Raw genomic sequence first — 13,364 nt, 5'->3', positions numbered from 1 at the left:
GCGCGCGCCGTGGCGGCTGGCCGCTGCGCCGACGCTGCGCGTGCAATGCCAGACGCCGGCCCTGGCCGATGCGTTCGCGCTGTGGCCCACGGTGCAGCGCGAGGATGCGGAGACGATCTCGGTGGCCTGCGGCACGGTGCATGAGGCCATTCGCAGCCTCAATGCGCTGTCGGTGATGGCGAACGCGCTGCGCTGACCCTGCCCGGCGCATGCCGGGTTGACAGGCGTGCGAGTGCTCTTTATATTTCCACAATGTTATATAAAGACAAGGCTATGCGATGGGTTCCGCGACGGGTTCCGATGTGCTCGACCTGACCTTTGCCGCGCTGGCCGACCCGACGCGCCGGGCGATGCTGGCGCGGCTGGCTTCGGGCGAGGCGACGGTGAACGAACTGGCGCAGCCATTCGCGCTGTCGCAGCCGGCGATCTCGAAGCACCTGAAGGTGCTGGAGCGCGCCGGGCTGATCTCGCGCAGCCGTGCCGCGCAGACGCGGCCGTGCCGGCTCGAGGCGGCGCGGCTGCAGGAGGTTGCGCAATGGGTCGCCCCGTACCGCGCGCTGTGGGAAGACAGCTTCGACCGGCTCGATGCCTTCCTCCAGACCACGCAGGCCTCCACCGCCACATCCACACCGACACCGAAAGGAAAGCGCCATGTCCGCAAGCCCTGATCCGACGAGCTTCGTCATCACCCGTGAATTCCGGCAGCCGCTTGCCGTCGTCTGGAAGGCCTGGAGCGAGCGGGCGCAGCTGCAGAAATGGTGGGGCCCCAAGGGTTGCACGATCGAGGTGCGCCGCTTCGAATTCCAGCTGGGCGGCTTCTTCCACTACGCGATGCATTTCGATGGCGCACCGACGATGTGGGGCCGCTTCAACTACCGCGAGATCGTCGCCGGCGAGCGGCTGGTGTGGCTCAACTCGTTCGCGAACGCGCACGGCGGCATTGCGCGTGCACCGTTCAGCGAGCACTGCCCGATGGAGATCGAGAACGCGGTGACGTTCACCGAGCGGGGCGGCGTGACCATCGTGCACCTGAAGGCTCGCCCGTTCGGCGAGGAGGCGGCGGAGCGCCAGTTCTTCGATGACCTGCAGCCCTCGATGGAGCAGGGGTATGGCGGCACGTTCGATCAGTTGGCAGCGCATCTGGGTTGAACCGATCACCCATCCGTTGGCCGATCCGCGCATCAATCCGTTCGGGTTGAGCTTGTCGAAACCGGCGAGTTTCCCTTCGCCCTGAGCAGGGACTGAGCCTGTCGAAGGCCCGTCCGTCGAAGGGTTGTGCACGAAGCGCGGGGGGCTTCGACAAGCTCAGCCCGAACGGATGGCGGCGAGCCACAGCCTGCCCACCCGCGCCTTTGCTCGCGCCAACGTGCGCGCGGGCCTTCTTTGATGCATGCATGATGTGGACCTTCGACATGCAGCACCGGCCCCGCCCTTGAACCCCATCGCCCCCACCCCCCAGCTCGCCACCCTGCCCAACGGCCTGCGCGCCGTCGCGATCCCGATGCCGTGGCGGCAGACGGTCAGCCTGAGCGTCTTCATCCGCACCGGCAGCCTGCATGAATCGCGGCAACTCAACGGCATCAGCCACGTCGTCGAGCACATGGCCTTCAAGGGCACGCAGTCGCGCGACTGCCAGCGCATCAACCTCGATGCCGAACGGCTCGGTGCCGAGGTCAATGCCCACACCGACAAGGACCACACCGCCTTCCACATCGAGGGCCTCGCGCGCGACCTGCCGGCCTTCGTCGGCCTGCTCGCCGACATCGTGCTGCACAGCACCTTCCCTGCCGACGAGCTGGAGCGCGAGCGCCAGGTCATCGAGCACGAGTTCACCGAGTTCGAGGAAGACCCCGCCGCGATGGCCTTCCAGCTGTTCGACCGCGCCTGCTACGGCATGCACCCGGCCGGCCAGCCGGTGATCGGCAACCGCGCCAACCTGAAGCGCTTCAGCCGCGACGACCTGCTGTCCTACGTGCGGCAGCAGTACACCGCGGCCAACGTCATCGTCGCCGCGGCCGGGCCGGTCGAGTTCGATCCGTTCGTGCGCGCGGTCGAATCCGCGTTCGCCGCGATGCCCGGCGGCGAGCCGAACGCGGTGCCGCACCCCGACTGGCGCGGCGGCCTGAAGCTGCGCCGCATGTCGGGCAGCGCGCAGTGCCACACCGTGCTCGGCTTCGAGGCGCCGGCGCTGGCCGACGACACCCACGTCAACAGCGTGCTGGCGGCCGCGCTGCTCGGCGAGGGCATGAGCTCGCCGCTGCTCGACGAGATCCGCGAGCGCCGCAGCCTCGCGTACTTCGCGTCGTGCTCGGCCGACATCCTGCCGTCGTCCGGCCAGTTCGTCATCGAGGCGGCGACCGCGCCGGCCCAGGCCGACGAGTTCCTCGAGGCCGTCGCCCAGCTGCTGCGCCGCCATGCCGACGGCACCGATGCGGTCGGCCTGGAGCGCGCCCGCAACCAGATCGCGGTGCGCACGCTGCGCGCGCTCGACCAGCCGTCGCGCCGCATCGAATCGGCGGTGCAGGACGTCTTCACCTTCGGCCAGCTGCGCGACAGCCGCGAGTGGCTCGCCCGCCTGCAGGCCGCGTCTGCGCAGGACGTGCGCGAGGTGTTCGCCAAGCTGCTCGGCGGCACGGCCGCCGTCGCGCTCGCGGGCAGCGTGCCGGTGCGCGCGCGCGAGCGGGCCGGTGCACTGTTTGTGGGCGTGCCTGCGAACTGACGACGCGAACCGACTACCGTACACCGACGCCGGCGGCCACCGGCTCGAAGCCGACCTCCAGCACGCCGCAGCCGTTCCACGCGCACAGATCGCCGCTCTCGGCGGATTGCAGCGCCAGCTTCTGCCCGGTGTCGTCGGCCACCAGGTGCCGGCCTTCGCGCGTGAAGCCGCTGGCATTCGCCCAGTTGTAGAAGCCGATGCAGGCGTCGGGGCTGAGCGCCAGATAGCGCAGGCTGCCGCTCACCTGGTAGTAGACCGACCCGTTGTACGGGCAGGCCTCCAGCAGCAAGGCGTGTCGGATGTCGGTGACCAGCACGGCCCATTCGGTGCTGTTCTCGCCGAGCCATCCGACATGCAATCCCTGCCGCCACAGCGACAGCCTGAACACCGCGGTGTTCGAAGGCGTGGTCGCGTTGTCGGAGCACATGGGTGCACTGTGGCCGATGCGGCGCAGGCCGGGCTGAAATTGCGGCTGAATTGTCCTGAAACGCTCTGAAATCGACTCAGGCCTGCGCCTGCGTTGCCGATAACTGGGACGCAATTCACGGGAATTGCACCGCAATGCCAATCTGAAGCAATTCGTGAAGGGCGACCAAAAGTCGCTCTTGTCGAAAAGCAAACGTTTCCACACCATTGAGACATTGAACGCAATGTTCCGGGAGTAAAAATGAATCTGTCGAACCTCAAGATCGGTTCGCGTCTCGCGCTGGCTTTCTCGGTCGTCATCGCGCTGCTGCTGGTGATCCTCGGCGTGGCCACCTCGGTCCTCAACGGATTGAGTTCGGTCATGGACAGCGTGGTCGACGACCGCTATGCGCAGATTGCGCTGGCCAACAAGATCAAGACCATGGGCGACCATGGCGCCGTGACGATCGGCCGCATCCTGCTGTCCACCCAGCCAGAGCAATTGAAGAAGTACATGGACGAGTACGCCTCGATCCGTGCGGCGAACACCAAGAACCTCGCCGACTTCGAGACCATGCTCCACACCGCCGAAGACAAGGCGCAATTCGAGGAGCAATCGAAGGCGCGCAAGGAGTACGGCGTGGTCGTGCGCAAGGTCTTCGACCAGATGGCCGCCGGCAAGCGCGACGACGCGATGGTCGTCTACCAGGACGAGATGGCCGCCCCGCAGCAGCGCTACTACGCGCTGATCGACAAGATGGTGGCCCGGCAGTCGCAGAGCATGCTCGACGACGTGGCCACCGCGAAGGACAACTCGCGCACCGCGAAGCTGCAGATGGTGGGCGCCTCGGTGCTCGCCGTGCTGCTGGGCGTGCTGACGGCCTGGACCATCACGCGCTCCATCACCCACCCTATCCAACGGGCGATCGACCTGGCCGAGTCGGTCGCCGCGGGCAACCTGACGCACAACCTCGGGGTCCAGAGCAAGGATGAGGTGGGCCGGCTGATCACCGCGCTGCAGCACATGGTCGACAGCCTGCACCGCATCGTCTCCGAGGTGCGCACCGGCGCCGACACCATCTCCACCGCGGCGCACGAGGTGTCGCAGGGCAACACCGACCTGTCGGCACGCACCGAACAGCAGGCGAGCGCACTCGAGGAGACGGCGTCGGCGATGGAGCAGCTGACCTCCGCCGTCAAGCTGAGCGCCGACAACGCGAGCCAGGCCAACCAGTCCGCGATGTCGGCCTCGACCGTCGCGACGCAGGGCGGCCAGGTGGTCGGCCGGGTCATCGAGACGATGAGCACGATCTCGACCTCGTCGAAGAAGATCTCCGACATCATCGGCGTGATCGACGGCATCGCCTTCCAGACCAACATCCTGGCCTTGAACGCCGCGGTGGAAGCGGCGCGGGCCGGCGAGCAGGGCCGCGGTTTCGCGGTGGTGGCCGCCGAGGTGCGCAACCTCGCGCAGCGCAGCGCGACCGCCGCCAAGGAAATCAAGTCGCTGATCGACGCGTCGGTGAACCAGGTCGACGAAGGCAGCAAGATGGTCGAGCAGGCCGGCGTCACGATGAAGCAGGTCGTCAGCAGCATCAAGCGCGTCAGCGAGATCGTGGCCGAGATCAGCGCATCGAGCCGCGAGCAGAGCATGGGCATCGAGCAGGTCAACAGCGCGATCCTGCAGATGGACGATTCGACGCAACGCAATGCCGCGATGGTCGAGCAAGGCACCGCATCGGCCCGCGCGCTGCAGGACCAGGCGACGCAGCTGACCCACGTGGTCCGCTCGTTCGCCCTTTGACGTCCTGAGGTTCCACAGAGATTCAGCGAGACCGTGCCGCACGCGGCGCGGGGTGAGAGGAGACGGTCGATCGGACGGCAGGCGCCACCAGAGCGCTGGCCCGCCCCGTTAGTTCCGCGCAGTACATCTCCATCACTTTTCTGTCAGGGAGGACGGAATGTTGATCACTTCGTTTCACGAGGACGCACAGCTGCGTCCGGCCCGGCTCACGCCGGAAATCCATCGCTTCGTCGAGGCGCACCGCGCGCACGGGCACCGCCATGCGGCGCTCGACCCGCTCGGGCTGTCGCGGCCGCTCGATGCGCAGGGCCTGTCGCTGCAGCGCTTCGGGCTGTCGCCGGGCGATGCGTTGACGCATGACGGCACGCCGTGGCTCGGTGCGCGCGACGCGCATGAGCTCGACCGGCGCCTGAAGGCCGCGTACTGCGGACCGCTCGCGCTGGATGCCTCGGCGATGCGCGACGACGCGCGCAGGGCATGGCTGCAGGCGCAGATGGAAGCCGCACCGTCGGCCACCCCGCCCGGCGCCGAGCTGCTCGACCGTCTGATCCAGGTGCAGGCCTGGGAGCATCACCTGGCCGCACACTTTCCGCACGCCAAGCGCTTCTCGCTCGAAGGCTGCGAGGCGCTGGTTCCGCTGCTTGATGCGCTGCTCGACCGCGCCGCATCGCACGGCGTCGGCGAGGTGTTCATGGGCATGCCGCACCGCGGCCGCGTCAACGTGCTGGTCAACCTGCTGGGGCTGCCGGCGGCCGAGGTGATGGGCTACCTCGATCCGCAGGCGCGCGATCCGGAGAATCACCTCGACCTCGTCTACCACCTGGGCGGCCGCCGCCGCATCGCGACGCGGCACGGCGAGATCGCGCTGACGCTGGCCCACAACCCCTCGCACCTGCAGAGCGTGTACCCGGTCGTGGCCGGCATGGTGCGCGCGAGCCAGGTGCGCGGCGGTGACAGCCACGCGATGGCGATCGTGCTGCACGGCGATGCCGCGTTCGCAGGGCAGGGCGTCGTGATGGAGACGCTCGCGGTGACGCAGAAGCCGGGCTACGCGGTCGGCGGCCTGGTGCACGTGATCATCAACAACCAGCTCGGCTTCAGCGAACCGAACGCGATGGATGCGCAGGCCGCGCGCTATTGCACCGACGTGACGCGCATGATCGACGCGCCGGTGCTGCGCGTGAATGCCGATGCGCCCGAGCAGCTGCAGCGCGCCGCGCAGATCGCGCTGGCATACCGCGCGCAGTTCGGCACCGACATCGTGATCGACCTGATCGGCTACCGCCGGCTCGGCCATTCCGAGCACGACATGCCGGCGTTGAGCAGCCCCGACATCTACCCGCGTGCCGAGCTGAAGGCCTCGGTCGTCGAGGTGCATGGCGCGGCGCTGGTGGCGGCCGGGATGGCGAGCGAGGCGGAGATGGCGTCGATCATCGCCGGCGGGCGTGCCGCGGCGATCGAGGCCTTCTCGGCCAGGAAGCCGGTGGCCGAGACCGGGGCGGCGTCGTCCCCCGACGTGGCCGGCGAAGCACCGCCGCACGCAGCCTGGACGCGCGAGCGTCTGCAGGCGGCGGTGGCGGCGATGACCACGCTGCCGGGCGGCTTCCAGCCGCACCCGGTGATCCACACGCTGATGCAGCAGTGGTCGCATGCGGCGGGCAACGACGCCGCGCGCATCGACTGGTGCTTCGCCGAGAACATGGCCTACGCCTCGCTGCTCGGCGCCGGCACCGACGTGCGCGTGTCGGGCCTGGACGTGGGCCGCGGCACCTTCATGCACCGCCATGGCGTCTGGCACAGCCAGGCGGCGTCGGGGGCCGGGGCCTTCACGCCGCTGCAGCAGGTCGAGGCCGGCGGTGCGCGCTTCGACATCGTCAACTCGGTGCTGTCGGAGGAGGCGGTGCTCGGCTTCGAGTATGGCTACAGCGTGGAGATCGGCGCACGACGCAGCGGCAGCAAAGGCCGCGGCCTGACGATCTGGGAGGCGCAGTTCGGCGACTTCGTCAACGGCGCGCAGGTGTTCGTCGACCAGTACATCAGCGCCGGCGAAGCGAAGTGGGGCTGCCGCTCGGCACTCGCGTTGCTGCTGCCGCACGGCTACGAAGGCGTCGGGCCGGAGCATTCGAACGCCTTCGTCGGCCGCTTCCTGCAGCTGTGCGGCGGCGACAACCTGCGGGTTGCCTTTCCGTCGACTTCGGCGCAGTGGTTCCACCTGCTGCGCCGGCAGGCGCTCGACGCGGTGAGCAAGCCGCTGGTCGCGATGACGCCGAAGGCGGTGCTGTACGGCGAGTCGGCCTCGCATTCGACGGTGGGCGAACTGCTGGCTGGTGGCTTCGAGCCGGTGCTGGGCGATGACGCGGTGGCCGATGCCTCGCAGGTGACGCGCGTCGTCCTCTGCAGCGGCAAGCTGTTCTACGACCTGCACTGCGCTCGCGTGGCGCAGGGCCGCAGCGATGTCGCGATCGTGCGGCTCGAGCAGCTGTACCCGTTCCCGCAGGCCGAGCTGGGCGCGGTGCTGCAGCGCTACCCGCAATTGCGCGAGCTGGTGTGGGCGCAGGAGGAGACGCGCAACCAGGGCGCCTGGGCCTTCGTGCGCGACGACCTGGCCGACGCCTGCCCGTCCGGCGCAGTGCTGAGCGAGGTGTCGCGCGCGGTGACGGCGGCGGGCGCGGTGTCGTCGCAGGCGGTGCATCACCGGCAGCAGCAGGCGCTGGTGGCGCGGGCGCTGGGGGGCTGAAGCCACGTTACCCTGGGGGCACTTCCACCGCCCCCAGGTGTCATGACCCCGCCGTACGCCGACCGCCCCTTCGCCGCCTTCCTGTTCGACATGGACGGCACGATCCTCAGCTCGATCGCGGCGGCCGAGCGGGTCTGGTCGGCATGGGCCATGCGCCATGGCCTCGACCTGGCCGCCTTCCTGCCGACCATCCACGGCCGGCGCGCGGTGGAGACGATCCGCCAGCTCGCGCTGCCCGGCGTCGACGCGCAGGCCGAGGCCGACGAGATCACGCGGCTGGAGATCGACGACGTGGCGGGCATCGAGGCGATCCCTGGTGCCGCGGCCTTCCTGGCCGCGTTGCCGGCCGATCGCTGGGCCATCGTCACGTCGGCGCCGCGCGCGCTCGCGCTGCGCCGCATCGCGGCGGCCGGCCTGCCGCTGCCGGCGGTGATCGTCACGTCGGACGACGTGGTGAACGGCAAGCCCGCACCCGACTGCTTCCGGCTCGCGGCGCAGCGCCTGGGCGTGGCGGCAGAAGCCTGCCTCGTCTTCGAGGACGCGCCGGCCGGCATCGCGGCGGCCGAGGCGGCGGGCGCGGCGATCGTCGTGATCACGGCCACGCACACGCATCCAATCGCAACACCGCACCCGCAGTTGCCGGGCTACGCCGCGATCGCTGCCACGCCCGGGCCCGGCGGCACGCTGCAACTGGCACCGCGCTGACGCGGCCGTTTCAGGTGGTGACAACCCCACCGCCGGATCGAGGGTTTACCCGGACGTGATCCGGGCCTCGGTCCCGAAGAATCCCGGACTGGAACCGTTTCCACTTTTCTTCCACTCCAGTCCGACCATGAAACTCCTTTCGCACCTCTCGCGGTTTGCCCTGCTGCCCGTCGTCGCCGCCCTCGCGATGGCCGGCACCGCGGCCGCCCACAGCAGTTTCCTGAAGGTCGACGGCCGCCTGGTGCGCAACCAGAACGGCACCGGCGACCCGATCTACCTGCGCGGCGTGAACCTCGGCGGCTGGCAGGTGCACGAGACCTGGATGTCGCCGCTCGCCGGCGTGAGCGACGACTACACGATGCGCAAGACGCTGAGCCAGCGCTTCGGCGATGCCGGCCGCGACGCGCTGATCAACGCCTACCAGGACAGCTACCTGCAGGAGAAGGACTTCAAGATCCTCAGCGAGATGGGCATGAGCGCGGTGCGCCTGCCGATCTACTACCTGAACCACATGAACGAGGACGGCTCGTGGAAGCGCGATGCCGCCGGCAAGATCGACTTCCGCCGCATCGAGTGGGTGGTGGCGATGGCGAAGAAGTACCGGATGTACGTGATCCTCGACCTGCACGGCGCGCCGGGTTCGCAGAACGGGGCCGACCACAGCGGGCGCATCGGCGGCTCGGGCCAGTTGTGGAACAACACGACCTTCCAGAACCAGGCGCTGAGCTTCTGGCGCGAGCTGGCCACGCGCTTTCGCAACGAGCCGACCGTCGCCGGCTACGACCTGCTGAACGAGCCGTCGCTGAACTATCCGTCGCCGGCGACGCGCCCGGTGCTGGACATGTACAACCGCTTCTACAACGAGATCCGTGCGGTCGACCCGAACCACATCGTGATCATGGAGGGCATCTGGGACTGGACGGCGATCACCCGGCCGTCGGACTACGGCTGGACCAACGTGATCTACGAGTTCCACTACTACAACTGGGGCAACGAGTCGAACTACGCCGCGCAGGCGAGCTTCACCGACAGCAAGGTCAACCAGGAGAAGCAGTACCTGTCGTACAACGTGCCGCACTACGTCGGCGAGTTCATGTACTTCAACCTGCAGAGCAGCTGGGAGTACGGCCTGCGCCGCTACAACGAGTCGGGCTGGCACTGGACGAGCTGGACCTACAAGGGCACCAACGTCGGCAACTGGGCGCTGTACAACAGCACCAATGCCGGCGCCAACACGCCCAACGTCGCGACCGATTCGTACGCCACCATCGAATCGAAGTGGCGCAGCTGGGACGTCGAGAAGAACATGGCGCCCAACACCATGCTGACCGGCGTGTTCAAGGCCGCGCTGACCGGCAAGAACAGCCTGATCCGCAACCTGCCGTACGAAGGCAACTGGCGCGCCACCGACAAGCTCGAGGCCGAGATGTTCTATGCGCAGAGCGGCGTCAGCTTCGACGCGGCCGGCGTCGGCAGCTTCGATGCGGGTGACTGGCTGCGCTACATCGACGTCGACTTCGGCAGCGGCGTCGACCGGCTGAAGCTGCGGCTGGCGGTGGACGCGGCCTATGCCGGCAAGCAGATCGAGCTGCACCTCGACAGCCCGACCGGCGCACACGTCGGCACGGTCACGGTGCCGAGCACCGGCGGCTGGACCACGTTCCAGGAGATCACGACGCCGATCCAGCGCAGCAGCGGCGTGCACAACATCTACCTGGTGGCCAAGGGCGGGCTGGGTGTCGCGAACCTCGACTGGCTGCAGTTCGAGGATTCGACCGGCACCAACCCGCCGACCAACCCGCCGACCAATCCGCCGACGAACCCCACGACCGGCCCGGTCTCCGGCCAGACCTACGCGATCGTCGCGAAGCACAGCGGCCGTGCGCTCGATGTGCGCGAACGCGCCACCACCGACGGCACCGTGCTGCAGCAATGGAGCTACGGCGGCGGCAGCAACCAGCAATGGGTCGCGCAGAGCAACGCCAACGGGCTGTGGCAGCTGCGCTCGGTGCTGAGCGGCAAGTGCGCCGACATCACCGGCGTCAGCACCGCCAACGGCGCGGCGGTGCAGCAATGGACCTGCACGGGTGGGGCGAACCAGCTGTTCAAGCTGGAGGACCAGGGTGGCGGCTCCTACTACCTGCGCGCGTCGCACAGCAACAAGTGCCTGGACGTGACCAACGTGTCGACGCTGGATGGCGCGGCGATCCAGCAGTGGGATTGCGCGGGGGACAACGCGCGCTGGACGTTCCGGGCGCCCTGATCAGGCGGTGCCGGCGGCCGCCAGCTTCTTGCGGGCGGCCGCCCGGATCTCGTCGCGCAGCCGCGTGAGTGCATCGACAGGGTCCGCCTCGGTGGACGCCGCCGCGGCGAACAGGTCCTCGCACTGCGCCGCCCCCAGCCGGCGGTAGCTCTCCCACTGGCCTTCGTCGAAGAACTGGTCGGCCGTCGTCTCCTGCGGGAAGGTGGGCGAGGTGGCGGCGTACTCCAGCACGTCGAGCGGGGTCGAGTGCGCAAGACGCGGCTTCAGCACCACCAGCGCCGTGCCGCTGTCGACGCCGTCGGGATCCAGCGGCCGGTACGCGTAGAACAGCATCGCGCGGCCGGTGTCCTTGTCCTCGTTGCCATCGCCGCGGGTCAGCCGTGGATCGTCGATGACCGCGTTCAGCCAGCGCGGCGCGTCGGCCATCGGTCCGAAATCCTCGCGCACCAGCCGCACGAATTCACAGCCCATGTCGATGCGGGCCAGCCGCATCAGGTTCGCCAGGTCTTCGAGCTGATAGCTCGGGTCGGCACCGTTGTCGCACGCGAGCACCATGCCGACGCGCCGGCGCAGCAGCTCGTAGACGCCGGTGTTCTCGAAGTGTCCGCCGTCCGTCAAATACCAGTACGGCAGCTGCGTGCCGCTGAAGCGCGCGAACAGCTCGCTGGCCAGGTAGGCCTGCGTCGTGAAGACGTGCGCGATGCCGCGCGCCAGCAGGTCGAGCGGGCCGCGCTTGCGCGGCGCCCGCTCCTCGGGCCAGGCCTTCCACCAATGCCCGAGGCGGACGTTGCCGATCGTGAACAGCATCGACTTGCCGAGCGAGGTCGCCCGGCCCAGCCCGGTGCTGAAGGCCGCGCCCGAGATGCCGATCCAGTTGCCGATGGTCAGCGCCTCGAGTCGCACCGGCTTGCCGCGCTCGACCGCCGGCCTGTCCCAGTCGTACCAGAGCCCGTCGACGCCGAGCGCGCAGGGCGACACCACCAGCGGGCGGCCCTTGCGGTCGCGCTGCACCAGCGGGTCGGTGTCGGAGACGGTCTGGTTGATCGTCACGTTGATCAGGTGCAGCGGCGCGCCGCGCTGCCAGGCGTCGGCGGCGTAGTACTCGCCGCGCGGCAGGTCGTCGCGCGGGTGGGCCTCGCTGATGCGCTGCCAGGCGCTGCGGCTGCCGGCCTTCGAGCGTTCGGCATTGCTCGCGCCCAGGTAGCTGCGGATGATGCGCGAGGCATACATGCGCTGGATCGTCGTCAGGTTCAGGAACTGGAAGCTCTGGCCGGTCGCGAAGGCCAGCGCGAGCAGCAGCAGCACCGACGTGATCACCGCGAAGCCCGAGATGCCGGTCGGCATCAGCCAAGTGGAGACCAGCGCATCGGCCGCCAGCGTCCACCCGAGCACGAGCAGCGTGAAGGCGAGCACGCCGGCAGCCGACGCGAGCCATTGCAGCCACGCGGGCGACGCCTCGTTGTCCTTCTTGCGCTGGGGCACGAGCGACATCAGGAAGCGCGCCGCCGGTGCGGCCGCCACGGCCGCGGCGACCAGCTTGGCCGTGTACTCGCGCAGGTGGGGCACCAGAAGCAGCAAGGCGGCGGCGGACACCGCCGCGAGCAGGAAGCTCAGCCCGTGCGCCAGCACCTGCGTCAGGTCGACGCGGATGCCTTGCAGCAAGCGGGCCTGCGAGGTCTCGCCGCGGCCGGCACGGTGCCGGGCGAGCGTGCCGACGACCAGCAGCATCGAGACCGCCAGCAGCATCAGCGCAGCCAGGCCGGCCAGCAGGCGCGCGGCGCCGAGGCGCCAGGCTTGCGGTGCGGGCGAGAGGTCGCCGGCGTCGCCGAAGCTGCCGATCCACCAGCTCAGCCCGATGGCCACCGCGATCGCGGCGATGAAGGACCAGAAGGTGCGCGTCGACCACCAGGGCAGCTTGCCGTCGTCGGACTTCGGCGTCTCCGCGGCGAAGTAGGCGAGCGCGCTCGGGGCCACCCAGAACGCGCCGAGCGCGCCCGACAGCAGCAGCAGCCCGAAGCCCGAGGCATGGCCCGGCAGGTCCGCCATCGTGAACGCCGCCGTCTGCACGCCCCAGTCCAGCCCGATCGCCAGCAGCACCGCGAGCACCAGCGTCAGCCCGAGCACGTAGTGGATCGCCACCAGGTTGCGCAGCACCAGCGCCACGGCATACAGGTAGTCGCCGGCGCCGGACGGTGCCAGGTAGCGGCTGCCCTTGCGCAGCCACTGCAGCTGCCAGCCGAGCGGGCGGGCGGTGGGCGAATAGCCCGGCGGGCGGCGCGAGAAGTCCTCGGCGAGGATGTGCTCGGCATCGCGCCCGCTGGCCGCGGCGTTCAGGCCGTTGCCCTTGTCGTTGCCATCGAGCGGCCGGCGGAACAGGCTGGCGAAGAACGCGCCGATGTAGCCGCCGCCGGAGACCGTCGACAGGTAGTCGAAGCGGTGCAGCAGCCTGGCCCGCGCCAGGCCTTGCAGCACGCCGAGCGACACCGTCGCGCTGCGGATGCCGCCGCCGGACAGCGCGAGCCCGAACACCTCGCCGCTGTGCGGCCGGGCGGCGGCGAGCTGGGGGTCGTTCGCGCGCCGGCGCGCCCGGATGAGCTCGAGTTCGTCACCGAGCACTTGCGTGGCCGGTATCGTGGTGGCAGCAGGGGTGGCAGTCGGCATGGCGGGCCTCGGTCCAGGCGCAAAAGTGCCCGGCGATTGTGCCGATGCCGCCCGCCGGGCGGCATCCCCT

10 protein-coding genes are annotated in these 13,364 nt (G+C 69.3%); 8 read left to right on the top strand and 2 right to left on the bottom strand.

The features are described 5' to 3' along the window. The 4 genes from ACXJLU_RS17000 to ACXJLU_RS16985 all read left to right on the top strand — a co-directional run. The coding region (locus ACXJLU_RS17000; RefSeq protein ID WP_457332912.1) for a M55 family metallopeptidase at nt 1-196 on the top strand (196 nt) is incomplete at its 5' end. An 82-nt stretch (nt 197-278) separates the two neighbouring features. Further along, on the top strand, nt 279-668 hold the full coding sequence (locus ACXJLU_RS16995; RefSeq protein WP_457332910.1) for an ArsR/SmtB family transcription factor: 390 nt from the start codon (nt 279-281) through the stop codon (nt 666-668). Next, entirely contained in the window at nt 652-1,149 is a 498-nt protein-coding gene (locus ACXJLU_RS16990; RefSeq protein WP_457332908.1) for an SRPBCC family protein, read from the top strand. The genes ACXJLU_RS16995 and ACXJLU_RS16990 overlap by 17 nt, the downstream gene beginning before the upstream one ends. Before the next feature lie 283 nt (nt 1,150-1,432). Further along, complete coding sequence (locus ACXJLU_RS16985; protein ID WP_457332906.1) at nt 1,433-2,719, top strand: M16 family metallopeptidase; 1,287 nt, start codon at nt 1,433-1,435, stop codon at nt 2,717-2,719. Nucleotides 2,720-2,732: 13 nt separating this feature from the next. Here ACXJLU_RS16985 and ACXJLU_RS16980 read toward each other — a convergent pair whose 3' ends face one another. Further along, nucleotides 2,733-3,146: a hypothetical protein gene (locus ACXJLU_RS16980; RefSeq protein WP_457332904.1), complete on the bottom strand. Its 414-nt coding sequence runs from the start codon at nt 3,144-3,146 to the stop codon at nt 2,733-2,735. Nucleotides 3,147-3,386: 240 nt separating this feature from the next. Here ACXJLU_RS16980 and ACXJLU_RS16975 point away from each other — a divergent pair, with 240 nt between their 5' ends. From ACXJLU_RS16975 to ACXJLU_RS16960, 4 genes are all read left to right on the top strand, one after another. Beyond that, nucleotides 3,387-4,928: a methyl-accepting chemotaxis protein gene (locus ACXJLU_RS16975; protein WP_457332902.1), complete on the top strand. Its 1,542-nt coding sequence runs from the start codon at nt 3,387-3,389 to the stop codon at nt 4,926-4,928. 157 nt (nt 4,929-5,085) lie between these two features. Further along, nucleotides 5,086-7,665: a 2-oxoglutarate dehydrogenase E1 component gene (locus tag ACXJLU_RS16970; protein ID WP_457332900.1), complete on the top strand. Its 2,580-nt coding sequence runs from the start codon at nt 5,086-5,088 to the stop codon at nt 7,663-7,665. A 42-nt stretch (nt 7,666-7,707) separates the two neighbouring features. Further along, a complete protein-coding gene (locus ACXJLU_RS16965; RefSeq protein ID WP_457332898.1) occupies nt 7,708-8,370 on the top strand; it encodes an HAD-IA family hydrolase in 663 nt (220 codons plus the stop codon). Between the two features lie 127 nt (nt 8,371-8,497). Then, nucleotides 8,498-10,633, top strand: a complete 2,136-nt coding sequence (locus ACXJLU_RS16960) for an RICIN domain-containing protein (RefSeq protein WP_457332896.1) — start codon at nt 8,498-8,500, stop codon at nt 10,631-10,633. On the opposite strand, the gene ACXJLU_RS16955 is transcribed toward ACXJLU_RS16960, so the two are convergent. Next, on the bottom strand, nt 10,634-13,294 hold the full coding sequence (locus ACXJLU_RS16955) for a patatin-like phospholipase family protein (RefSeq protein ID WP_457332894.1): 2,661 nt from the start codon (nt 13,292-13,294) through the stop codon (nt 10,634-10,636). Nucleotides 13,295-13,364: the final 70 nt, after the last annotated feature.

This window comes from Rhizobacter sp. P5_C2 (genome assembly GCF_054049715.1).
The sequence above is the reverse complement of the archived record's forward strand: the minus strand, read 5'-3'. Positions and strand labels throughout refer to the sequence as shown.